This is a genomic window from Micromonospora sp. NPDC023737 (genome assembly GCF_040639715.1).
GTDB lineage: Bacteria > Actinomycetota > Actinomycetes > Mycobacteriales > Micromonosporaceae > Micromonospora.
This window is the reverse complement of the sequence record NZ_JBFAAL010000003.1, coordinates 247,298-269,431: the sequence shown is the minus strand read 5'-3', so window position 1 is coordinate 269,431 and position 22,134 is coordinate 247,298. Positions and strand designations below refer to the sequence as shown.

Below are 22,134 nucleotides of genomic sequence, written 5' to 3'. Positions count from 1 at the left end.
GCCCAGGTATCGCCGCCGGTCCGGGAGCCCGGCGTTGCTCCGCCGGAAATCCGTTGGTGACGGCGGTAGTCGGAGGTGTTGGCTGTATCGATGAGCGCACAGTCGAATTCGACAGCAGCCGGGGAAGGCAGCGCGGGACGCTTCCGCGATCCGAAGTCCAGGCTGTGTGGCTTGTCTTCTGACGAGATCTTCGTCCGTTGCCCGCGCTGTGCCGGCCGGGCTTCGGTCCGTCCTGACCCTGAGTCGGTCGGCAGCTCCCGGCGTGATTTCTGGCTTCGCCGTCGGCTCAGTTGTCTGGGGTGCGCGTATACGGAACTCTGGGAGGCTCCTCGCCTCGCTAACAACGCGCGCGCATTGCCTGAGTTCTCGGGTCCGAACGACCCGTACTTCGGCCTGCCCCTCTGGCTCTCGCTGGAGTGCCGTGGGCGGGTGCTCTGGGCGTACAACGTCGAGCACCTGGACCTGCTGGAGGCGTACGTGTCCGCTCGGTTGCGGGAACGCGGCCAGTACATGGGAAGCCAGAGCCTGGTTGAACGCTTGCCCGCGTGGATCAAGCTTGGCAAGCACCGCGCCGAGCTGCTGGACGCAATAGGTCAACTTCGGGCGCTACTTGCCTGACCGCCGGCGAACCGGCCGAAAATACAACAGCGACGGCGCGGACGGTGGTGCAGCGGATCTCCTCGTCGGGCAGTCGTAGGCCGTCCGGCGACAAGTGCGGTTAGTTGGCCGACGGCGGCGTCCATGGTGTGGAGCGCCTCGCGATCGGTTGGTAGGCGCTGGCGCGGTCGACGACCTCGGCCGTCGTCAACTCCGGCGTGACTGCGTAGATCAGATCCGAGATGTCCGGGTAGCCCAGGTCGCGTTCGAGGCGGTCCAGCCAGTCGCCCCGCTCGGCGAAGTCCGCAAAGTCGTACCGCATGATCCGCTCGACGAGGACAACCGCCTCGCAGCGCTTGATCTAGCGTTGCCGCCATGGGCGTTGAGGGCTGGATGGCGGACACTCGCACCTCCTACGACACAGTCGCTGCTAGTTATGCGGATCTTCTGCGCAACTTCCTGGATGAAACGCCCTACGAACGAGCGACTCTGGCTTTGTTCGCCAGCTTCGTTCAGGCCGCTGGTGGTGGGCCAGTCGTGGACGTGGGCTGTGGATCAGGGCGCATCACCGCCCACCTGCACAAGCTCGGCGTGGACGCCTTCGGAATCGACCTGTCGCCAGTGATGATTGAGGTGGCTCGGCGTGACCATCCGGGGCTGAGGTTCGAGGTGGGCTCCATGACCGACCTGGACCTGGCTGAGGGCTCGGTCGCCGGCTTGGTCGCCTGGTACTCGCTGATCCACATTCCCGACAACCAGGTCGGCTCGGTCTTCGCACACTTCCGACGAGTGCTGCGTCCCGGCAGCCCTCTACTGCTCAGCTTCCACGTCGGTGACGAATCACGGCTCAAGACTCAGGGCTACGGCGGCCACCCGATGAAGGTTTACGTCCACCGTCGGCAGCCCGCTCGGGTGGCGGCATGGCTGCAAGAAGGCGGCTTCACGGTCGAGGCACAGATGACTCTCACCTCGGCCGAGAGCTCGCTCGGCGGGATCATCTTTGCCCGTCGCCGGTCTTGAGCGGGCCACGATTCGCCCCAGGCGGCCATGATCTACCAGCACGCCAGCTCGGAGGCGGATCGGGCCATCGCCCAGGCGGTGAGCGACGCGGTGAAGGCCGAGCGCAAGAAGGCCAAGAAGTCGGCGGCCGGCCCCTCGGACAAGGCGACGGGCAAGGGCAATAAGGCCGGTAAGAAGCGTGGCTAGTGGCCCGTGGATGGCCCATCGGGCGCTGGCGGCCCGTGGAACATCGAAGGCCCTGGCTGGGACTTGCGTCCTGGCCAGGGCCTTTCGGTTGGAGCGGGTGACGGGAATCGAACCCGCACTGTCAGCTTGGGAAGCTGATGTTCTGCCATTGAACTACACCCGCAGCGGCACCACTGTACCCGAGTCACCGGTCACCCGCATCCAGGTACCCCCTTGGCACACCGGCTGCAACCCGGCGCCGGACGGGCTGGCGGACCAGCGCTCACGCCCCGACAGATGGTTTCACCATGGCAAGGTATAGGTGTTCTCAAATCTCTCGATGACTTGTAGCGTCTGCCTCACGTTCTCAGCCACGGCGTGACACACCTCCTGTCGCGCTGCCAGAAAGAGGTGGGCCCATGGGACTCCGTCCCAATCTGCTGACCCGGCGTACCGCCGGCGTCGCGTCCACGACCCTCGCGCTGCTGCTCAGCACGGCCGCCGTGGGCGTCCTTCCGGCCGCTTCGGCCGTCTCCGCCGCCCCTGCGGGCACCTGCGTCGAGCCAGCCGACGCCCACGCCGACGCCCGCGTCAAAGCGGGCAGCGCCGCCAAGCACGAGCCGAACGAGTTGACGGCCACCCAGATCAAGGAGCGCGAGGCCGACCTGGCCGCCGCGCTCCGCGAGCGCGCCAACCGGCGTACGGGCGCTGTCGCACCGCTCGCCACCGTCACGATCCCGGTGGTCGTGCACGTGATCCAGGAGAACAGCACCCGGGCCGGCGGCAACATCCCGGACTCGATGATCAACAACCAGATCACCGTGCTGAACCAGGCGTACAGCGGGGCGACCGGCGGAGCGGCCACGGCCTTCGCCTTCCAGCTCAGCAAGATCAATCGAGTGGTCAACCCGTCCTGGTACCCGATCCTCGACGGCTCCTCGGCCGAGCGTTCGATGAAGTCGGCGCTGCGTGAGGGCGGCAAGAACACCTTGAATCTCTACCTGGGCGACGTGACCCCCGGCCTGCTCGGCTGGGCGACCTTCCCGCAACGACGGCTCAACAGCGCCGACGGCGTGGTCGTGCTGAACGAGTCGCTGCCGGGCGGCAACGAGACCAACTACAACCAGGGCGACACCGCCACCCACGAGGTCGGCCACTGGCTGAACCTCTACCACACCTTCCAGGGCGGCTGCTCCGGCTCGGGCGACAGTGTCGATGACACCCCGGCCGAGGCCACGCCGGCGTACGAGTGCCCGACCGGTCGGAACACCTGCAGCGCTGCCGGCCTGGACCCGATCACGAACTTCATGGACTACACCTACGACTCGTGCATGTACCAGTTCACCCCTGGGCAGGCGAGCCGCATGTTGACCGCGTGGAACGCCTACCGCGCGGCCTGACGTCGACACGTAACGTCGGCGCCGGCCCTCTGGACGGACAAGGGCCGGCGCCGACGTTTCACTCCCCAGGAACGCGTTCAGGCTGCCGAGCGGTGGACGTCGCGGCGCCCGTGGCGGGCGGGACGAGCCTGCGGTACGACCGGAGTCAGATCGGCCGGCCGATCGTCCGCGTGCGGGTCGAGCCAGACCTGCACGCCTGGGCGGCCGCACCCCTCGCCCGGCCCACCGGCGCTGCCGGAGTCGCGCCGAGTCAGCATGGCCACGTCGACGGTGAATTCGAAGAGCCGCCAGTCGACCTGGGACGCTGCCCCGGCCCTGGCCGCGAGCCGGGCCACCCGGGCCTGGTCGGTGACCGGGTGGGCGTGCCCCGCCACGTACGCCTCGTCATCGGTCTCCTCCGGCGGGAAGGAGTGCAGTGCGTAGCGCCCGTCCCGCTCCAGGTCACGCCGTTTGGGCGAGTCGATGATGAAGCAGAAGAGCCCCTCGTCGGTGATCACCGGAGACACCGGGTGCACCCGGGGCCCGCCGTCGGCACGGACCGTGGCCAGATAGCCGAAGCCCGGACCGTACTGCTGCATGAGAACGCGGATCCCGTCGGCGAGCCGGGGCTCGTCAGCTGCGAATTCGGACCAGGAAGCCATGCAGGCATTCTATCGAACAAATGTTCGACGAGCGACACGACGCGCTGGTCACCGACACCGGATTCGAGTCGTCCGAACGGGCCTCGCTATGGTGGTGCGATGCTGCTCTCCGACCGCGACCTGGTCTCCGAGATCAAGGCCGGCACGCTCGGGCTGGAGCCGTTCGAGCCCACCCTGGTGCAACCGTCGAGCATCGACGTACGTCTCGACCGGCTCTTCCGGGTCTTCAACAACCACCTCTACACGCACATCGACCCGGCACAGCAGCAGGACGACCTGACATCGGTGGTCGAGGTACCCGACGGGCAGCCGTTCGTGCTGCACCCGGGGGAGTTCGTGCTCGCCTCGACGCTCGAGGTGATCTCGCTCGGCGAGCAGCTCGCCGGCCGGCTGGAGGGCAAGTCCAGCCTGGGCCGGCTCGGCCTGCTGACCCACTCCACCGCCGGCTTCATCGACCCGGGATTCTCCGGCCACGTGACGCTGGAACTGTCGAACGTGGCGAACCTTCCGATCACGCTCTGGCCGGGCATGAAGATCGGCCAGCTCTGCATCTTCCGGCTCTCGTCACCCGCCGAGCACCCGTACGGTTCGGCCGTCTACGGCTCGCGCTACCAGGGTCAGCGTGGCCCGACGCCGAGCCGGGCGTGGCAGAACTGGCGCACCTGGCCCACCCGCTGACCGGCGATCGGCCCCGGAACCCGACGCACCTCGCGCCTCACCAGGCGCACGGAGAGGCCCCTCCCACTCGGTGGAAGGGGCCTCTGCGCGGAACGATCAGTCGGGACGACCGAAGCTGTGGATGGGGCCGTCGTCGACCTTCTTCATCTTGATCGGCACCCCGGCCTGGGAGGCGTGCACCACCCATCCGCCGCCGACGTACATGCCGACGTGGTGCAGGTCGCTGTAGTAGAAGACGAGGTCGCCGGGGCGGAGGTTGGCACGGCTCACCGTCTTCGTCACCCTGCGCTGCTGCGCGGCGTTGTGCGGCAGTGACACCCCGGCCTTGGCCCAGGCCGCGAGCATGAGCCCGGAGCAGTCGTACGAGTCGGGCCCGTCGGCTCCCCATACGTAGGGCTTGCCGATCTGGGCGCAGGCGAACTTCACCGCCACCCCGGCGGCGCCACCCGGATAGGTGGCCGGGCACGGGGCCGGACGCAGCGGGCCGCCGCCGCCGTTGCCGTACACCTTGATCCGCAGCTTCTGCAGCCGGTCGATCTCGGCGTTGATCTGCTTCTTCTTCGCGGCCAGCTGGGCCTCGGTCCGGGTCAGCTGGGCGACGAGCTCGTCCAGCGGCGCCTTCTGCCGGGCCAGTTCGTCGCGCAGGTCGACGACCTGGGCGACGTCCGTCTGCTGGTTGTGGGCGAACCGGTCGAGCAGCTCCAGCTGGCCGACGACGTCACTCGGTGACTGGCTGCCGAGCAGGGCGTTGACGGTGGACAGGTTCTCACCCTTGTACGCCCGCACCGCGAGCACGCCGACCTTGTCCATGGCCTGGTCGATCCGGAGTTGCAGTGGCTTGATCCGAGCAGCCAGCGCATCGGCCTGCTTGCGCTTGGCCACGAGCTCCTGACGGGTGGCGTTGTGCCGCTCGATCACGGGTTCGAGCTTGTTCCAGTCCTGGTCGATCTGGCGCTCGATCTCGGCGACCGACGGGTCGGCGTGCGCCGCTGTGGCACCGCCGGTCAGGACGACGCTGACGCCGATGAGGGCGGCGAGGACGGTGGTGATGCGGGACCAGCGTGGACGCGGCGCACCCGTCGTCGGGCCGGCTGTCGCCGACCGTCCGGACGGCGGCCGCGGGGCATGGTGTGCCACCGGGCTCCGTACTCCTTCTTCCTGACCGCCTACCGGGTTAGCTGACGGGTTCGGGCGGGAAGGTCGGCGCCCTACCGCAGTGGCTGCGGATTCACCCCGGAAACCTGGGTCCCCGGCTCGCTCGGCGAGCGACTCGGCGGTGTCGGACCGTTACCGCCCGGGTTGGACGGACCTGCTGCCGGCCGACGAATGATCAGCCTAGAGAGCGCCGTTACCGATCCGCAACCCGTCAGACGGTGACACTCCGTGTGTGACGCAGCGGGAGCGCACCCCTCGTGCGATTCCGAAGATTTTCTTCCGAACCCCCCGATCAATGGAAAGGTATTGACCAGGGCGCGACGGTGGAGCGAAGGTGACCAATACCTAAGACCCATCCGTACCTGGGGGTTCGATGCAACGATCGACCATGTCGAGGAGCAGGCGCGCCCTGCTCGCCGCCGCGGTGGTCACCGCCGCCGCGGCCGTGCCACTGACCGGCGGCCCGGCCGGGGCCGCGCCGGCCGGCGACCGTCAGCAGCAGTACGCCGCCGCGGCGAAGGAATACGGCGTGCCGGAGAGCGTCCTGCTCGGCGTCTCCTACCTGGAGTCCAGGTGGGACACCCACGCCGGCAGGCCCAGCACCAGCGGCGGCTACGGGCCGCTGCACCTCACCGACGCGGCTCACGTCGCGAGCCTGACCGCGGGCCACCACGTCCACCAAGGCGAGGACCCGCGCGGCGACACCTCCCGGCCGCTGACGGTCGCCGCGCCCGGAGGAGCCGAACCGTCCGCCGCGCCGGCGTCCGCGGCGCTACAGACCCTTCAGGCCGCCGCAGCGCTCACCGGGGCCGACGCCAGGGCACTCCGTACCGACCCGGCGGCCAACATCCGTGGCGGCGCGGCGCTGCTCGCCTCGTACCAGAAGCAGCTGGGCGGCCCGGTCGGCTCGGAGACCGACCCGGGAATCTGGTACGGCGCGGTGGCGCGCTACTCGGGAGCCGACACCGAGGAGACCGCTTCCGCCTTCGCGGACGAGGTGTACGACCAGATCCGCGCCGGTGCGAACCGACGAACCGACGACGGCCACCAGGTCACCCTCGCCGCGCACCCGGTGACCGCGCGGGCGGACACGGTGCACCGCCTCGGGCTGCGCAAGTCGCAGCGCCCGGACCGGGTGGAGTGCCCGGTCCGGCTCGGCTGCGAGTGGATTCCCGCGCCGTACGAGCAGTACGGCCCGGGCGCCGGCGACTACGGCAACCACGACCTGGGCGACCGGCCGGCCCAGCAGAAGATCGAGTACATCGTCATCCACGACACCGAGGGGTACTACGAGCCCAGCGTCGGCCTCGTGCAGCAGGCCGACTACCTGGGCTGGCACTACACGCTGCGCTCGGTGGACGGCCACGTCGCGCAGCACGTTCGGACCAAGGACGTCGGCTGGCAGGCCGGCAACTGGTACGTGAACGCCAAGTCGATCGGCATCGAGCACGAGGGCTTCGCCGGCCATGGCACCTGGTACACCGAGGCGATGTACCGGGCCTCGGCCAAGCTGGTCCGGCACCTGGCGCTGAAGTTCGGCATCCCGCTGGACCGGCAGCACATCATCGGGCACGACAACGTTCCCGGCACCGTCGCCTCGACCGTGGCCGACATGCACTGGGACCCGGGCCCGTACTGGGACTGGTCGCACTACTTCGATCTGCTGAAGGCGCCGTTCCGGACCACCGGCACCAAATGGACCGGCCTGGTCACCATCGACCCGGACCTCGCCGTCAACCGGCCGGCGTTCGTCGGCTGCAACCAGCAGCCGCCGGGCGTGCCGAGCCCGCCGCCGCCGGCCGAGCCCTGCCCGCTACGGGGTTCCTCCGCGGTCATCCTGCACAACGCGCCGAGCCACGACGCCCCACTGGTCAACGACCTGGGTCTCCGTCCGGACGGCTCGCCGAACACCATGTACATCTCCGACCACGGTGCCCGGGCCTCGGCAGGCCAGACGTACGCGGTGGCCGAGGTCCGCGGTGACTGGACGGCGATCTGGTACCTCGGCCAGAAGGCGTGGTTCCACAACCCGGCCTCGGCACCGACCGCGAAGTGGGCCACCGGGTTCGTGGTGACTCCGAAGCCGGGGAAGGCGACTATCCCCGTCTACGGCCGGGCTTACCCGGAGCAGGCCGCCTACCCGGCCGGCGTGCCGTACCAGACGATCTCCCCGATGCAGTACACGCTCACCGCCGGGCAGCGGTACGCGGTCGGCGACGTGCTGCCGAGCGAGTACTACAAGGCCTCCACCTTCGACGGCTCGTCCCCAGGCGACTGGACGGTGATCCGGGGCGACCTGCGGTACGTGCAGATCCAGTTCGGCCACCGCATCATGTACGTCAACCTCGACGACGTGCTGCTGCTCCCGTCCGCGGTGGGCGCACCCCGCTGACGGACGGGGTGCGGCACCCCGCCGAGCGGGTCGTTCCGCCGTACGGAACGGGCTCGGGCACCGCGCCGAGCCGGCTCCGACACCTGGCTCGATGAGCGTCACGAGAAACGCGAGGGCCCCCGGTCGGTCGACCGGGGGCCCTCGGCGTACGTGGTGGATCAGCCGGGTCGTCGGAAGCCGGCGACGGGCATGTAGTTGATGCTCGCCACCTGTACCGGTTTGCCGGCCCGTGGTGCGTGCACCATCTGGTCGTTGCCGAGGTAGAGCCCGACATGGTGCAGGTCGCTGAAGAAGAAGACCAGGTCACCCGGGCGCGCCTCGGAGCGCGGGATGGCCTTGCCCTCGTTCCACTGGGCACCGGTGAAGTGGGTCAGGCTGATCCCGGCCGCCTTGTAGGCGTACTGCGTCAGGCCGGAGCAGTCGAACGAGTTCGGCCCGGTGGCACCCCACACGTACGGGTCACCGACCTGCTTGCAGGCCGTCTGGATCGCCGTGCGGGCCGCCCCGCTGACCACTCCCTTGACGGTCGGGCAGTTCTCCGGCATGACGACGCTCTTCGGCAGCGTCTTCTCGAGCCGCTTGATCTCGGCGTCGATGCTCTTCTTCTTGGCGGCCAGGTCGTTCTTCTGCTTTGTCTGGGTGGCGATGAGCGCGTCGAGTTTCTGCTTCTCCGCGTCGTACTTCGCGCGGACCTTGAGGATGCCCTCGACCTGCTTGTGCTCCTGCCGGGCCAGCCGGTCCAGGATGGTCAGCTGCTCGGTGAGCGTGTCCGGCTTGGCGCTGAGCAACAGCGCGCCGAGGTCCTGTGAGGGCCCGCTGATGTAGTAGCGGGAGGCGAGGTCACCGACCCGGGTCATCGCCAGCTCGGTCTGGAGAGAGAGCGGCTCGATCTTCTTTTCCAGCGCGGCCGACTTCTTCTGGTTGGCCTTCAGCTGCGCCCGCACCTTGTTGTACTGCTCGATCGTGGGTTCCAGCTGCTCCCACTGCTTGTCGATCTGCGCCTCGATCTCCTCGACCGAAGGCTCGGCGTGGGCCGGCACGGCGAGCAGGCCGGCACCGACGGCCGCAGCGGCGACCAGTGTGAGCAGACGATGGGCAGCCCGGCGAAGGCCACCCGGACGAGCGGGACGTCCCGGTGCGTGACGATGAGGGGGCATGGTTGCCACCGGCACCGACTCCTTAGCGACCGACCGCCGGGCGCCTCGCAGAGGGGAAGGGGGCGAGGGCAGACGACCCACAGCGGTCGGTGCCCCACGATAGGGAAGCGCCGAAGCGGAATCAAGGCGAGCCCGCGCGTCGTCACGTCTGCGGGACGGGCCGCGTACCGAGGGTGCACGCGCGACGGCGGTGGCAGGTGCCACCGCCGTCGTCGTTGCGGATGATCCGGGCGTACGCCTCAGCCGGCTACCGGCTCGGCCTGCTTGTCGCCCTGGGCCTGCTCCGGCTTCACGGAGCGGAGCAGCACGCTCGCCACGTCGATCACCTCGACCTGCTCGCCGGCTCCCTTGCCGTTCACGCCGTCACTGAGCATGGTCGAGCAGAACGGGCAGCCGACCGCGACCGTCTTCGCACCGGTGGCCATGGCCTCCTCGACGCGCTCGACGTTGATCCGCTTGCCGATCTTCTCCTCCATCCACATGCGTGCGCCGCCGGCGCCGCAGCAGAAGGAGCGCTCGCTGTTGCGCGGCATCTCGGTGAGCTCGCCCTCGATGGCGGTGCCGAGCACCTCTCGCGGCGGGGCGAACACCCGGTTGTGCCGGCCGAGGTAGCACGGGTCGTGGTAGGTGACCCCGCCGTCGACCGGCTGCACCGGGGTGAGCTTCCCGGTCGCCACCAGGTGGGCGAGGAGCTGGGTGTGGTGCACCACCTCGAACTCGCCGCCGAGCTGCCCGTACTCGTTGCCGAGGGTGTTGAAGCAGTGCGGGCAGCTGGCGACGATCTTGCGCTTGCTCTTCTCGCGGCCTTCGAACGCCTCGTTGAGCGTCTCCACGTTCTGCTGGGCGAGCATCTGGAAGACGAACTCGTTGCCGATCCGGCGGGCCGGGTCACCCGAGCAGGTCTCGCCCTCGCCGAGGATGGCGAAGGAGACGCCGGCCTCGTTCAGCAGCGTGGCGACCGCTCGGGTGGTCTTCTTCGCCCGGTCCTCGAACGCGCCCGCGCAGCCGACCCAGAAGAGGTACTCGAAGTCGTCGACCTCCCCGACCCGGGGCACCTCGAAGTCGAGGCCCTTGGTCCAGTCCTCGCGGGTGTTCTGCGGGGCACCCCACGGGTTGCCCTTGTTCTCCAGGTTGCGCAGCATGACGCCGGCCTCGGACGGGAAGCTCGACTCGATGAGCACCTGGTAGCGGCGCATGTCGACGATGTGGTCGACGTGCTCGATATCGACCGGGCACTGCTCCACGCAGGCACCACAGGTGGTGCAGGACCAGAGCACGTCCGGGTCGATGACGCCGCCTTCCTCCGCCGTACCGATGAGCGGCTTGTCGGCCTCGGCGAGGGCGAGCACGTCGACGTGCGCGAGTTGCGCGGCGGTGGCCTTCTCCTCACCGGTCAGGTCCTTGCCGCCGCCGGCCAGGAGGTAGGGCGCCTTGGCGTACGCGTGGTCGCGCAGGCTCAGCACCAGCAGCTTCGGCGACAGCGGCTTGCCGGTGTTCCAGGCCGGGCACTGCGACTGGCAGCGGCCGCACTCGGTGCAGGTGCTGAAGTCGAGCAGGCCCTTCCAGGTGAACTGCTCCACCTGGGCGACACCGAACTGGTCCTTCTCGGGGTCGGCCTCCTCGAAGTCCAGCGGCTTGCCGTTGCTGGTCATCGGGCGCAGGGCGCCGAGGCCGGAGCCGGCGGCCTTGGCCGGTTCACGCTTGAAGAAGATGTTGAAGAACGCCAGGAAGCGGTGCCAGGCCACGCCCATGGTGACGTTCAGCGAGATCACGATGAGCCAGGTCATCGAGATGACGATCTTGATGAGCGCGGCGACGCTGACGCCGGCCTCCCAGGCCGGAAGGGAGTTGCCGAGCGCATGGCTGACCGGGGTGGCCCAGACCGGGTACTCGAAGTGGTCGGTGGCCACCTTGAAGCCGCGGATCAGGAACCCGAAGATCAGGACCAGCAGCACGACCCACTCGACGAAGTAGCCCTGCCACATGGTCGAGCCGGTGAACCGGGAGCGACCGCCCGGCCGGCTGGGCCGGTTGCGTAGCCGGATCCCCATCAGCACGAGGATGCCGACCAGGCCGAGCACGCCGATGATCTCGGTAGCCAGGCCGAAGACCGTCCAGTGCCCGATGATCGGCAGCTCACCGCCGGTGCTGACCACCTCGAAGTACGCCTCGAGCACCAGCAGCGACAGTACGATGAACGCGACCATCACGAACCAGTGCGCCGCGCCCACCAGGCCCCACTTGAGCATGCGGGTGTGACCGGCGGTCTCCACCAGCATCTTCTTCGTGCGGGCGCCCTTGTCGGCGAACCGCTCCGGCGCGGGCTGCCCGAGCCGGATGACGGCCGTCATCTTCGTGACCGCGCGCACCGCAAGCCACACCGCCACGGCGGTGATGGCGGCCGCGAGGATCGTGGCGACGATCTGGACGCTGCCCATCGAGTTGGCCTCCCGGTCTGCTGCCTGTCGAGCGTCGGCGACCGGGCCGGGTCAGGCCGCGGGCGACGAGCCGCCGCTGCCACACCCTCGACCGGACCGATCGATGACCGCGCTCCGCCCGGTCATGCGGTGCAGCCTACGTGCAAGGTTACCCAGCAGTAACGTGAGTCGTCTCGCACCCGGGCCGCGCCGCCCTGCGCACACCATAGGGGCCCCCGCCCGAAACCGCCGGGCAGGGGCACGTCGAGTGAGATGGATCGGCCCGGAGCACGGCCGGCGGCGAGCCGCCGGCCGTGGTCAGCGCCAGCGCGAGAGCAGGATGAGGGAGGCGACCATCGCGCCGAAGCCCACCGCGAGGTTCCAGTAACCCCACGACAGGACCGGGTACGCCTGCTCGGAGAGGTAGTAGACCACCAGCCAGCCGATGCCGACGACGATCAAGGCGACCGCCGCGATCGGCAGCCAGACCGGGCTAGGCTTGCGCGTCGCCGCCGTAGCCGTCGGGCGTACGTCCGTCGGCGGGGTGTACACCTTCTTCTTACGAACCTGAGACTTGGGCACGACGCTCTCCAGAGGGGGTTATTGCGACCTCGTCCGGCCTGACAACCGGGCGCGAAGGCGACGGTCCATGGCCAATAATGTTCGACAGCTAGCGTAGTCCGGAAGGCCCGTCCAATCCACGAATGGGGTCAGGCCGGTGCGCGGAGTGACCGGAAAAGGCGAAAGTATTCGGATCACCGCCCCGGTCGCGACGCGGCGGATGACGGGAAGGAACGCTCGGTGGAGTACACATCCGGCGCTGCCTCCTGGCGGAAGGTGCTCCGGCGCGCCGTCGCCGGGCTACTGCCACGGCGCCCGCGGCAACGACGGCCGGGCTGGTCCATCGGCGTACCGGTGATCGCCGCCGCGGCCGGACTGCTCTTCACCACCACCGCGACCACCGCAGGCGGCATCGCCCTGCGCGAGGACCGGCGCCCCCAGCTCACCCAGTTGATCGAGGAACGCCGGCAGCAGGTGGCCGCGAGCGAGCGCCGGGCGGCGACGCTGCGCCAGGACATCGAGGAGCGGACCACCGCGCTCGGCGCGCAGGACGGCCCGATCAAGGCCCAGCAGGACCGTGCCGCCGGAAGCCTGGAGACGGCCGGCTTCACCGCGCTGACCGGCGTCGGCCTCACGGTCGAACTCAACGACGCGCCCCGCCGCAACGACCAGCGGCTACCCAAGGGGGCCAGCAACGACGACCTGGTGGTCCACCAGGGGGACGTCCAGGCGGTGGTGAACGCGCTCTGGGCCGGCGGCGCGGAGGCCATGTCAATCATGAACGTCCGCGTGCTGGCCACCAGCGCGGTACGCTGCGTCGGTAACACCCTGCTGCTGCACGGCCGGGTGTACTCCCCACCATTCAAGATCGTAGCAATCGGCGATCCGGCTTCCCTGCAGCAGGCTCTCGCCGGGTCTGAGGGAGTCCGCTTGTTCAGGGACGCGGTCGAGCACTATCAGCTCGGTTACCGGGAGAGCGTCTCCACGGTGACCGTGCCGGCGTTCGAGGACTCGACCGGACTGCGCTCGGCGAAGGTGCTTCATTGAACCGCTCGGCGAAGGTGCTCCAGTGAACGACGACGACCGACCCGACGGGCGGCACCGCGGCCAGACCGACGAGCCGACCGCGTTCCTGCCCAAGGTCGACCGCGCCGAGCCGGGCGCGACGCGCGCCCGGAATGCCTGGCCCGAGCCCGTACTGCCGCCGCGGGTCGGTCAACCACCGGCTGCCGGCGACATCACCGCGCAGGCGTCCCCTCCGCCGGATCAGCCGGCGCGCCCCCAGCCGAGCTCGCCGGAGGACGGTACCCATCCAGGAGGCACCGGTCGGTTCGCCCCGGATCCGGACCGGCCGCCGACCCGTCCGGCCGTGCGGTACGACGCGCCGCCGCCATGGCCCGGCACCACGCGGCCGGCGTCCCCCACCGGGCCGGGAAGCTCCTTCGCTGCCGACGGCGGACCACCGGCACGCCCGACGACCGAGGGCGAGAGCCCGAACCGGCCGTCGCAGCCTCCGCGCGCCCCCGACGCCGCCGTCCGGCCCGCCATCCCCGGCGGCCACCCGAACCATCCGCCCGTCGGGGCTCCGGCCGCTCCCGGTGGATACCCGAACCACTCACCCGCCGCCGGGGCCCCGGCACCCGGCTCCGGGCGTCCGCCGACCAGCACCGGCGACAGCCCGACAGCCTTCATACCCAGGGTCACCCCGCGCGGCGAACGCCCCTCGGGCGCGCCGATCGCCCCCGGCCCGCCGGCCGCCGACCCTGCGGCCACCGCACTCATCCCGGCCGTCTCCGCCGCCCCGACGCGGCGTCCGGCGCTCGACTCCACCGCCTTGATGGGCGCGGTCCCCAAGCCGCCGGAGACCGAAGAGCCGGCCGACGCCGGGCCTGCGGAGCCGCCGCGCCCCCGGCGGGGCGAGCGAGTCGTCCAGCTACGCCCCGAGCAGACAGGCAAGGGTTACCGGAGCGTCTACTCGGAGCTGACCCGACCGTCGTTCGGTTCACGGGTGCGCGGCGGCCTGCGGGTAACCGGCGAGGTCCTGATGACCTTCGGCCTGGTCGTACTGCTCTTCGCCGGTTACGAGGTCTGGGGCAAGTCCGCGATCGTCGACGCCCACCAGAACGACCTCAGCCAGCAGCTCGCGCAGGCGTGGGGGCCGACCGGGGATCCGACGGTCTCCGCTGCCGCCGCCACGCCTTCCGCCAAGCCGTCCCCGCCCGTCCATGGCAAGCCCATCGCGGGTCTCTACATCCCGAAGCTCGACAAGAACTGGGTCGTCGTCGAGGGCGTGACCCAGGCGGACATCCGGTACGCCCCGGGCCACTACCCGGACAGCGCCCTGCCTGGCCAGGTCGGTAACTTCTCCGTCGCCGGGCACCGCAACCGCGCCACGTTCTGGCGGCTGGACGAGCTGCGCGACGGCGACGCGATAGTGGTCGAGAGCAAGACCGACTGGTACATCTACAAGGTCGCCCAGACCCGGATCGTCAAGCCCACCCAGGTCGAGGTCGTGGCGCCGGTGCCCGGCAAGCCCGGCGAGACGCCCACCCGGCGCATGCTGACCCTCACCACGTGCAATCCCAAGTTCGACAACTACCAGCGGTTGATCATCCACGCCGAGTTGGACCGGACGCAGCCGAAGACGGCGGGTAAGCCGACAGAGCTGGGAGGCTGACGGGCGATGTACGCGTGGATCTGGCGCAAACTCCCGTTCGGCGTGGTCGGCAAACTCGCCGGGTCCGTACTGCTGGCCGCCGCGGCGGTGGCGCTGCTCTGGTACGTGGTCTTTCCGTGGGCCGAGCCGCTGCTTCCCTTCGACGACGTGCAGGTCACCCAGGACTCCGAGGTTCCCGGTGACCCGGCCGGTGACGTGATACCCGGAGACGCTCCGCCCGGCGACGAGCACGACCTGCCGTACGACACCGGGCGGAACAACACCCCACCCACCACTCCGAGCCGGTGAGACGATGCGCGTCCTTGTGATCGACAACTACGACTCGTTCGTGTTCAACCTGGTGCAGTACATCGGCCAACTCGGGGTGGAGTGCGAGGTACGCCGCAACGACGAGATCGACGTCGCCGAGGTGGGGAAGGTCGGCGCGGCCGGCATCCTGCTCTCACCCGGGCCCGGCAGCCCGGACCGCGCCGGCATCTGCCTGGACGTCATCCGGCGGTACGCGGGCGAGCTGCCCATCTTCGGCGTCTGTCTCGGTCACCAGGCGATCGGAGAGGCCTTCGGCGCTACCGTCGCCCGCGCCCCAGAGTTGCTGCACGGCAAGACGTCCGAGGTACGGCACCACTCGGTGGGCGTACTCGCGGGGCTGCCGGACCCGTTCACCGCCACCCGCTACCACTCGCTCGCCGTACTACCCGAGACCCTGCCGGACGAGCTTGAGGTCACCGGGTGGACCGGCTCCGGCGTGGTGATGGCGATGCGTCACCGCAGCCTTCCGATCGAGGGCGTGCAGTTCCACCCGGAGTCCGTCCTCACCGAGGGCGGTCACCTGATGCTCGCCAACTGGCTGGCCGCCTGCGGCCACCCCGAGGCGTTGGAGCGGGCACCGGCGCTGGCCGCCGAGGTCGACGCCCGCCGCCTGGCTGCCTTCAGCGCCGCCTGACCCGCAGGTCGACCCGGCCGGGTGGTCGACCCGGCCGGGTCGTACGGTCAGTCGTTGCGGGAGAACGTGCCCGACGGTGGCGGAAGCATCGGCAGACCGCCACCGCCACCGTTGCCCGTGCCCGGCGTGGTCGGCGTCGTCGTCGGCGTCGCCGGGGGCGTGGTCGGGTCGCTCGGTGGTGCCTCCGGCGCGGGGACGGTCACATAGATCGTCACCTGCTGGCCGCGCGGCAGGTCCTTGCCCGGCTCCGGGTCCTGCCGCTCGACGCGACCGGCCTGGTCCGCGGGAACCTCGCTCCCCTCGCGGACCCGCACGCGGTAACCGGCGTCCTCGAGTTCCTCCCGCGCGTCGTCCTCGGTGGCGCCGATCACCCGGGGCACCTGACGCACGTTGCCCTTGGAGACGGTGAGGGTGATCTTGGTGCCCTCGGCCACCTCCTTGCCGGGCTCCGGATCCATGTCGAGGACCGTGTTCTTCTCCCGCGCGCTGTCCTTCTCCTTCGAATCGACCACGAAGCCCAGGCCCTCGAGCTGACGCTTGGCGCTCTCGAAACTGGAGTCGACCACGTTCGGGATCGTCTGCGTGGCCGGCCCCCCGCAGACCTGGATGGTCACCGTGCGGGTGGGCTCGAGCTCGGTGTCCGGGAGCGGGTTCTGCGAGACCACCTTGCCCTTCTCACAGGTGGAGTTGTTCACCTGCTCGCCGGCCTGCGGCGCGAATCCGGCATTCTGGATCTCCTGGAACGCCTGCGCCTGGGTCATGCCCGTCAGCGTCGGCACCCGGCGCAGGTCTTCCCCCGTGCCGTTCATGAGCAGGGCGGCGACCAGCGCGATCACCGCGAGCACACCCACCGCCGAGAAGAGCGCGATCAGCCAGGACGACGCCCGGCGGCGACGCGGGTCACCGACCCGGGCCGGAATCTGCCGCGTCGGCGGGGCCGCACCGCCACCGGCCGGGTAGCCCGCGGCGGCCGCGGCCGGGGCCATCGGCATGGTCTCCTGCTCGCGCATCACCGGGGTGGCCAGCACCGGCCGGCCGGCGGCGGCCCGCAGCAGATCGGCCCGCATCTCGGCAGCGCTCTGGTAACGGTTCAGCGGGTTCTTCGACAGCGCCTTCAGCACGATCGCGTCGACCGCCGGGTTGACGTCCGGGTTGATGTCGCTCGGCGTGGGCGGCGCCTCCCGGACATGCTGGTAGGCGACGCTCACCGGACTGTCCCCGACGAACGGCGGGTGCCCGCAGAGCAGCTCGAAGAGCACGCAGCCGGCCGCGTAGACGTCGGAGCGGGCGTCGACCGCCTCACCCCGAGCCTGCTCCGGGGAGAGGTACTGCGCCGTGCCGATCACCGCGCTGGTCTGCGTCATGGTGGTCGCACCGCTGGCCAGGGCCCGAGCGATACCGAAGTCCATGACCTTGACCTGGCCGGTCTGGGTGAGCATCACGTTGCCGGGCTTGATGTCCCGGTGGATGATGCCGTGCCGGTGGCTGAACTCCAGCGCCGCGCACACGTCGGCGCAGATCTCCAGCGCCCGCCGCGGCTGGAGCCGCCCCTCGGCGCCCAGCACCTCTTTGAGGGTTCGACCGTTGACGAACTCCATGACGATGAACGGCAGCGTCTCACCGGTGGGCGCGGTCTCCTCGCCGGTGTCGTAGACGGCCACGATCGCCGGATGGTTGAGCGACGCCGCGTTCTGCGCCTCCCGGCGGAACCGCATCTGGAAGGTGGCGTCCCGGGCGAGATCCGTCCGGAGCATCTTGATTGCGACGTCCCGACCGAGCCGGAGGTCGCGACCGCGGTGCACCTCGGCCATGCCACCGTAGCCGAGCAGCTCGCCGACCTGATACCTGCCACCGAGCAGGCGGGCCTGGGCTGTCATCGCGTCTGTCGTCCTTCGCTCGTCGTCGTCTCGCCGCTCGCCAGTCGGAATCGCTCGAACTGACGGTACGACGTCCGGGTCAGATCTTCGCGTCCGTCGAACCGTAGCGCGCCGGAGGCCACTGTCTGCGGTGTGACCGGTGCCGATTGGCCCCTCTTACGCAAGTTGTACGAAATCACGCCCGAGCAGACAAGGACCAGTACGGCCATCAGCACGGCCACGAGCACCATTCCCGGCCGGGAGCGTCCCGGAACGGGCGGCGGCAGCGTCGGACCGGCCTGCCCCACGTACGCCGGGGGCGGAGCCGGCCGGGCGGGCGCCTGCGGCACCGAGGCAGCGCCGCGCGGGTAACTGGCCGCAGCAATCGGCGATCGGGGAGGCTGCCCCAGGGCCGGAGCTACCGCGGTGGGACGCGACGGCTGGGTCGGCACGGCAACGCCGGGACGCGGAACGGCAGCGGGCGGCGGCACCGGCGACGCGAGGGCCGGCGGCCGGTGCGGCGCTGCCATCGGGCGCGACTGCTGCGGGGCCGGCACCTGGGCCCGCCCGGGCGGGGCGGCCGGCGACGCCGGGACGCCCGAGATCGGCCGGGACTGCGTGCCGGCCCGGGCCTGCTGGGACAACGCCGCCTTCAGTTGGCGGGCCACCCCGGCCAGCGAGGCGGCGGTCGGCCAGCGGGCCGCCGGGTCCTTGGCCATCGCCCGCTCGACCACCGACCGCACCTGCGGCGGGATGTCGGCGGGAAGTGGCCGGGGCATCTCCTGGACATGCCTCATGGCGATCTCGAGGGGGTTGTCCCCCTCGAACGGGCGGCGGCCGGCGAGGCACTGGTACGCGACCACCCCGAGCGCGTAGACGTCGGAGGCGGGTGAAGCGACCTGACCCATGGCCTGCTCGGGCGAGATGTAGGAGGCCGTGCCGAGCACCGAGCCGGCCGCGGTGAGCTGCCCCACCATGTCGGAGCGGGCGATGCCGAAGTCGGTCAGCACCAGCGTGCCGTTCGGCCGGACGAGCAGGTTGCCCGGCTTCACGTCGCGGTGCACGATCCCCTTCTCGTGGGCGGCGTGCAACGCGTCGGCAGCCTGGGCGACCAGGGCCATCGTTCGGGCCGGGGTGAGTCGCCCGACCCGGCTCAGCGTCGCCGAGAGTGGGTCACCTTCGACGTACTCCATCACCAGGAAGGCGATCTGCTGGTCGTTGCCGAAGTCGTAGACGTCCACCACGCCGGGGTGGTTGATGGTGGCCATGGTCCGGGCCTCGCCGCGGAACCGTTCGGCGAAGCCCGGTTCGTCGAGCAGTGCGGGGAGCAGGCTCTTCACGGCGACGGTCCGGCCCAGCACCTGATCGGTACCGCGCCACACGTCACCCATGCCACCGCTGGCGATCCGCTCGTCGAGGCGGTAGCGGTTGCCGAGCTGGACCCCGGGGCTGAGCATGTCAGCGACTCCCGGGGTCGGAGACGACGGCCTGCATGATCTTGCCAGCGATCCGCGCGGCCTCGCCGCTGCCGCCCGGCCCGGCCTGCTCCAGTTCGACACAGACGGCGGAGATCGGGGTGCCGTTCTTGTCCAGGGCGAACCCGATGAACCACCCGTGGTCGGGCCGGTTCGGTGCGGACTGGGCGGTGCCGGTCTTGCCGCCGACCGTGTAGCCGTTGATCTGCGCCCTGCGGCCGGTGCCGTTCTCGACCACGCTGACCATCATGTCCCGCAGGTCGCTCGCGACCTGGCCGCTGATCGGTTGCCGCAGCTCCCGCGGCTCGGCGGTGTAGTAGCTGGTGGTCCGGTCCGGACCGAGCATCTGCCGCACCAGGTACGGACGCATCTGCTTGCCGTCCTTGTTGGCGACGGCGGCGGCGATCAGCGCACCCTGCAGGGGGGTCATCCGCACGTTGTTCTGGCCGATGGAGGACTGGGCCAACGCGGCCGGGTCGGTGCTGCCGTCCGGGTTCTGCATGTCCCCGGTCCGGCTGGCCGCCACCGGCATCCCGCTCTCACCGAGCTGACCGACGGTCAGGTCGTCCTGCTCGAAGCCGAACTGCCGAGCCTTCTCCTTGATCGCATCGGCACCGAGCCGCACACCGAGCTGGGCGAAACCCGTGTTGCAGGACTCGGTGACCGCCTCGATCAGCGTTACCTGCGATTCCGGGCAGATGCTCGGCTCCGCGTTGCGGATGGGGGTGCCCGAGGTCGGCGCGGTGTAGCTGGCACCGGCGGGGATCTTCGTATCTTTGCCGACGCCGTTCTCCAGCGCCGCCGCGGCGACCACAATCTTGAAGGTGGAGCCGGGCGGCAGGACCTCCCCGAGCGCCCGGTTCTTCAGCGGGCCGTCCGGGTCCTTCTCCAACTCGTTGTACGCGGCGGCGGCCTTCGTGCTGTCGTGGCTGGCCAGCGGGTTCGGGTCGAAGCTGGGCATGGAGACCAGTGCCTGCACCGCCCCGGTACGCGGGTCGATGGCGATCGCGGCGCCGCGCTTCACACCCAGCGTGTTGTTCCGCAGCTGGTTGTACGCCGTGTCCTGGGCCTTCTTCGAGAGGGTGAGCAGGACGTTGCCGCCGCCGGTCTGGTCACCGGTGAAGAGGTCCTTGATCCGGTCGCCGATCAGCTGGTCGCTGGTGCCGGCCAGGAACTCGTCCTCCACCCGCTCGATGCCGGTTTCGGCCAGGTTGACCGGCTTGTAGCCGAGCACGTGGGCGTACTCCGCCCCGGCCGGATAGGTACGCAGGAACTTCAGCTTGCCGCCGGTGTCCTTGCTGGTGGCCAGGGCCGTGCCGCCGGCTTCGATGTTGCCGCGCTTGCGCTCGTACTCGGCGACCTGGACCCGGCCGTTGTAGTCGCTGTTGCGGTATTCGTCCGCCTTGTAGGACTGAATCCAGTTCAGGTTCGCGAAGAGCAGCCCGAAAAGAATCATGACGACGACACCGGCGCGGCGCAGGGGTGCGTTCACGGCCTGATCACCTCCGTGGGGGCACCGTGCAGTTGCTCCGGCGGGCCGCCCGAGGGTCGTGCCGGCGCGCCCCCACCGGTCACCGGCCGGCGGGCCCCGTCGGAGATCCGCAGCAGCACCGCGATGAGCAGCCAGTTCGCCATCAACGAGGAGCCACCGGCGGAGAGGAACGGGGTGGTCTGCCCGGTCAGCGGGATGAGTTTGCTGATCCCGCCGACGATCACGAAGACCTGGAGCCCGAGGGTGAACGCCAGACCTCCGGCGACCAGCTTGCCGAACGAGTCGCGGACCGCCAGCGCGGCGCGCAACCCCCGTTCGACGATCAGCAGGTAGATGACGAGCAGCGCGGAGAGGCCGAAGAGGCCGATCTCCTCACCCAGGCCCGCGAAGATGAAGTCGTTCTGCACCTCGGGCAGCAGCCCCGGCTGGCCACCGCCAGGTCCAGCACCGAACAGCCCACCGGTGCCGAGCGCGAGCAGCCCCTGCACCAACTGGTAGCCGTCGTTGTGCGGGTCGGCGAACGGGTCCAGCCAGATCTGCGCCCGCAGGTAGAAGTTGGCGAACGGCCCGCCGACGAGGTCACCGAGGACGTACGCGAGGTAGGCGCCGCCGAAGAAGAGCACCAGACCGATGAGCAGCCAACTGACCCGCTCGGTGGCGATGTACAGCGTCACCACGAACATGCCGAAGTAGAGCAGCGAGGTGCCGAGGTCCTTCTCGAAGACCAGGACCAGGAGGCTGATCAGCCAGACCACGACCACCGGGCCGAGGTCGCGTCCCCGCGGGAAGTCGATGCCGAGGAAGCGGCGGCTCGCCAGCGACAGCACCTCGCGCTTGCGCACCAGGTAGTAGGCGAAGAAGACCAGCAGCGCCAGCTTGGCGAACTCGCCGGGCTGGATGGAGAAGGCATCGCCGAACTTGATCCAAAGCTTGGCGCCGTTGATCTCGGAGAACCGGCGGGGCAGCACCGCCGGGATCATCACCAGCACGATGCCGGCCAGCCCCAGCGTGTACGCGTAACGGGAGACCGACCGGTGGTCGCGCATCAGGATGAGCAGCCCGGCGGCGAGCATCACCGAGACGAGCGTCCAGGCGAGCTGACGGCCGCCCGTGCCGGCGAAGACGGCCAGGCCCTCTCGCGCGGCGGGGGCGGCCTCGTCCAGGTCGAGCCGGCGCAGGAAGCCCACGCCCAGGCCGTTGAGCAGTGCCACCGCCGGCAGCAGGGCCGGGTCGGCGAACGGGGCGAGGAACCGAATGACCAGGTGGAGACCGAGGAAGACGGCGCCGAGTGCGGCCGCCGGAATCCAGAAGTCCGGGGTGACCGTGTCGAGCATGGTCGCCTCGACGGTCGCCCCGTACGCGGCCACGAGCACCATGGCCAGCAGCAACAGGGAGAGTTCGGCGTTGCGCCGAGACCGGGCCAGGCGTACGCCGGGCTGCTCGCCCGTTGTGGCGGGCGAGGCTGCCGGTGTGGCCGCTGCGGTCACGGAAGGGTCCTCGGGGTCGGG

Annotated in this window: 20 protein-coding genes, 1 tRNA gene and 1 riboswitch; of the genes, 10 read left to right on the top strand and 11 right to left on the bottom strand. The window is 70.1% G+C overall.

Translation table 11 applies throughout. From position 1 onward, the window contains the following. Positions 1 to 354 precede the first annotated feature (354 nt). Positions 355 to 618, top strand: coding sequence for a hypothetical protein (locus AB0F98_RS10050; RefSeq protein WP_357731646.1), 264 nt, complete (start codon positions 355 to 357; stop codon positions 616 to 618). A gap of 100 nt (positions 619 to 718) precedes the next feature. On the opposite strand, the gene AB0F98_RS10045 is transcribed toward AB0F98_RS10050, so the two are convergent. Further along, positions 719 to 919: an e9imm peptide gene (locus AB0F98_RS10045; RefSeq protein WP_357731643.1), complete on the bottom strand. Its 201-nt coding sequence runs from the start codon at positions 917 to 919 to the stop codon at positions 719 to 721. Between the two features lie 53 nt (positions 920 to 972). Between AB0F98_RS10045 and AB0F98_RS10040 the strand changes: the two genes are divergently transcribed. Beyond that, positions 973 to 1,617 (top strand): class I SAM-dependent methyltransferase, encoded by a 645-nt coding sequence (locus AB0F98_RS10040; protein ID WP_357731640.1) that lies wholly within the window; start codon positions 973 to 975, stop codon positions 1,615 to 1,617. A gap of 27 nt (positions 1,618 to 1,644) precedes the next feature. Beyond that, a complete protein-coding gene (locus AB0F98_RS10035) occupies positions 1,645 to 1,803 on the top strand; it encodes a hypothetical protein (protein WP_357731637.1) in 159 nt (52 codons plus the stop codon). A gap of 89 nt (positions 1,804 to 1,892) precedes the next feature. Here the strand turns inward: AB0F98_RS10035 and AB0F98_RS10030 are convergent. After that, positions 1,893 to 1,966: transfer RNA gene (locus AB0F98_RS10030), tRNA-Gly, on the bottom strand. Between the two features lie 235 nt (positions 1,967 to 2,201). Here AB0F98_RS10030 and AB0F98_RS10025 point away from each other — a divergent pair. After that, positions 2,202 to 3,182 (top strand): zinc metalloprotease, encoded by a 981-nt coding sequence (locus AB0F98_RS10025; RefSeq protein WP_357731635.1) that lies wholly within the window; start codon positions 2,202 to 2,204, stop codon positions 3,180 to 3,182. Positions 3,183 to 3,259: 77 nt separating this feature from the next. On the opposite strand, the gene AB0F98_RS10020 is transcribed toward AB0F98_RS10025, so the two are convergent. After that, positions 3,260 to 3,823: a pyridoxamine 5'-phosphate oxidase family protein gene (locus AB0F98_RS10020; RefSeq protein WP_357731632.1), complete on the bottom strand. Its 564-nt coding sequence runs from the start codon at positions 3,821 to 3,823 to the stop codon at positions 3,260 to 3,262. Between the two features lie 99 nt (positions 3,824 to 3,922). On the opposite strand from AB0F98_RS10020, the gene dcd reads away from it, so the two are divergent. After that, the gene (dcd, locus tag AB0F98_RS10015; RefSeq protein ID WP_076468637.1) at positions 3,923 to 4,501 is read left to right on the top strand and encodes a dCTP deaminase; all 579 of its coding nucleotides are present in this window, start codon (positions 3,923 to 3,925) and stop codon (positions 4,499 to 4,501) included. A gap of 96 nt (positions 4,502 to 4,597) precedes the next feature. Here the strand turns inward: dcd and AB0F98_RS10010 are convergent, their stop codons facing one another. Further along, positions 4,598 to 5,638 (bottom strand): NlpC/P60 family protein, encoded by a 1,041-nt coding sequence (locus AB0F98_RS10010; protein WP_357731629.1) that lies wholly within the window; start codon positions 5,636 to 5,638, stop codon positions 4,598 to 4,600. 12 nt (positions 5,639 to 5,650) lie between these two features. Next, a riboswitch (cyclic di-AMP (ydaO/yuaA leader) is annotated at positions 5,651 to 5,787 on the bottom strand. 257 nt (positions 5,788 to 6,044) lie between these two features. Here AB0F98_RS10010 and AB0F98_RS10005 point away from each other — a divergent pair. Beyond that, a complete protein-coding gene (locus AB0F98_RS10005) occupies positions 6,045 to 8,048 on the top strand; it encodes an N-acetylmuramoyl-L-alanine amidase (protein ID WP_357731626.1) in 2,004 nt (667 codons plus the stop codon). Positions 8,049 to 8,206: 158 nt separating this feature from the next. Here the strand turns inward: AB0F98_RS10005 and AB0F98_RS10000 are convergent, their stop codons facing one another. From AB0F98_RS10000 to AB0F98_RS09990, 3 genes are all read right to left on the bottom strand, one after another. Next, on the bottom strand, positions 8,207 to 9,220 hold the full coding sequence (locus AB0F98_RS10000; protein ID WP_357731623.1) for an NlpC/P60 family protein: 1,014 nt from the start codon (positions 9,218 to 9,220) through the stop codon (positions 8,207 to 8,209). A 224-nt stretch (positions 9,221 to 9,444) separates the two neighbouring features. Further along, entirely contained in the window at positions 9,445 to 11,643 is a 2,199-nt protein-coding gene (locus AB0F98_RS09995) for a (Fe-S)-binding protein (RefSeq protein WP_357731620.1), read from the bottom strand. 297 nt (positions 11,644 to 11,940) lie between these two features. Then, entirely contained in the window at positions 11,941 to 12,204 is a 264-nt protein-coding gene (locus tag AB0F98_RS09990; RefSeq protein WP_076468631.1) for a cell division protein CrgA, read from the bottom strand. Positions 12,205 to 12,423: 219 nt separating this feature from the next. Here AB0F98_RS09990 and AB0F98_RS09985 point away from each other — a divergent pair, with 219 nt between their 5' ends. The 4 genes from AB0F98_RS09985 to AB0F98_RS09970 are packed head-to-tail and all read left to right on the top strand — an operon-like array spanning position 12,424 to position 15,803. After that, entirely contained in the window at positions 12,424 to 13,230 is an 807-nt protein-coding gene (locus tag AB0F98_RS09985; protein WP_355149133.1) for a DUF881 domain-containing protein, read from the top strand. A gap of 22 nt (positions 13,231 to 13,252) precedes the next feature. Then, the gene (locus tag AB0F98_RS09980; RefSeq protein ID WP_357731615.1) at positions 13,253 to 14,860 is read left to right on the top strand and encodes a class E sortase; all 1,608 of its coding nucleotides are present in this window, start codon (positions 13,253 to 13,255) and stop codon (positions 14,858 to 14,860) included. A 6-nt stretch (positions 14,861 to 14,866) separates the two neighbouring features. Next, a complete protein-coding gene (locus tag AB0F98_RS09975; RefSeq protein WP_357731612.1) occupies positions 14,867 to 15,148 on the top strand; it encodes a hypothetical protein in 282 nt (93 codons plus the stop codon). Positions 15,149 to 15,152: 4 nt separating this feature from the next. After that, entirely contained in the window at positions 15,153 to 15,803 is a 651-nt protein-coding gene (locus AB0F98_RS09970; RefSeq protein WP_357731609.1) for an aminodeoxychorismate/anthranilate synthase component II, read from the top strand. 47 nt (positions 15,804 to 15,850) lie between these two features. On the opposite strand, the gene pknB is transcribed toward AB0F98_RS09970, so the two are convergent. The 4 genes from pknB to AB0F98_RS09950 are packed head-to-tail and all read right to left on the bottom strand — an operon-like array spanning position 15,851 to position 22,113. Further along, positions 15,851 to 17,680 (bottom strand): Stk1 family PASTA domain-containing Ser/Thr kinase, encoded by a 1,830-nt coding sequence (pknB, locus tag AB0F98_RS09965; protein WP_357731606.1) that lies wholly within the window; start codon positions 17,678 to 17,680, stop codon positions 15,851 to 15,853. Beyond that, on the bottom strand, positions 17,677 to 19,116 hold the full coding sequence (locus AB0F98_RS09960) for a protein kinase (RefSeq protein ID WP_357731603.1): 1,440 nt from the start codon (positions 19,114 to 19,116) through the stop codon (positions 17,677 to 17,679). The genes pknB and AB0F98_RS09960 overlap by 4 nt, the downstream gene beginning before the upstream one ends. A 1-nt stretch (position 19,117) precedes the next feature. Continuing rightward, the gene (locus AB0F98_RS09955; protein WP_357731600.1) at positions 19,118 to 20,626 is read right to left on the bottom strand and encodes a penicillin-binding transpeptidase domain-containing protein; all 1,509 of its coding nucleotides are present in this window, start codon (positions 20,624 to 20,626) and stop codon (positions 19,118 to 19,120) included. Then, positions 20,623 to 22,113 carry an FtsW/RodA/SpoVE family cell cycle protein gene (locus AB0F98_RS09950; RefSeq protein WP_357731597.1) on the bottom strand — a complete coding sequence of 497 codons (1,491 nt, stop codon included), beginning with the start codon at positions 22,111 to 22,113 and terminating at the stop codon, positions 20,623 to 20,625. The genes AB0F98_RS09955 and AB0F98_RS09950 overlap by 4 nt, the downstream gene beginning before the upstream one ends. Between the last annotated feature and the right edge of the window lie 21 nt (positions 22,114 to 22,134).

What these genes read in the sequence shown, in the direction of transcription:
- AB0F98_RS10045 (WP_357731643.1), bottom strand. Translation starts at nt 919, where the DNA reads ATGCGGTACGACTTTGCGGACTTCGCCGAGCGGGGCGACTGGCTGGAC.
- AB0F98_RS10040 (WP_357731640.1), top strand. Translation starts at nt 973, where the DNA reads ATGGGCGTTGAGGGCTGGATGGCGGACACTCGCACCTCCTACGACACA.
- AB0F98_RS10035 (WP_357731637.1), top strand. Translation starts at nt 1,645, where the DNA reads ATGATCTACCAGCACGCCAGCTCGGAGGCGGATCGGGCCATCGCCCAG.
- AB0F98_RS10025 (WP_357731635.1), top strand. Translation starts at nt 2,202, where the DNA reads ATGGGACTCCGTCCCAATCTGCTGACCCGGCGTACCGCCGGCGTCGCG.
- AB0F98_RS10020 (WP_357731632.1), bottom strand. Translation starts at nt 3,823, where the DNA reads ATGGCTTCCTGGTCCGAATTCGCAGCTGACGAGCCCCGGCTCGCCGAC.
- dcd (WP_076468637.1), top strand. Translation starts at nt 3,923, where the DNA reads ATGCTGCTCTCCGACCGCGACCTGGTCTCCGAGATCAAGGCCGGCACG.
- AB0F98_RS10005 (WP_357731626.1), top strand. Translation starts at nt 6,045, where the DNA reads ATGTCGAGGAGCAGGCGCGCCCTGCTCGCCGCCGCGGTGGTCACCGCC.
- AB0F98_RS09995 (WP_357731620.1), bottom strand. Translation starts at nt 11,643, where the DNA reads ATGGGCAGCGTCCAGATCGTCGCCACGATCCTCGCGGCCGCCATCACC.
- AB0F98_RS09975 (WP_357731612.1), top strand. Translation starts at nt 14,867, where the DNA reads ATGTACGCGTGGATCTGGCGCAAACTCCCGTTCGGCGTGGTCGGCAAA.
- AB0F98_RS09970 (WP_357731609.1), top strand. Translation starts at nt 15,153, where the DNA reads ATGCGCGTCCTTGTGATCGACAACTACGACTCGTTCGTGTTCAACCTG.
- pknB (WP_357731606.1), bottom strand. Translation starts at nt 17,680, where the DNA reads ATGACAGCCCAGGCCCGCCTGCTCGGTGGCAGGTATCAGGTCGGCGAG.
- AB0F98_RS09960 (WP_357731603.1), bottom strand. Translation starts at nt 19,116, where the DNA reads ATGCTCAGCCCCGGGGTCCAGCTCGGCAACCGCTACCGCCTCGACGAG.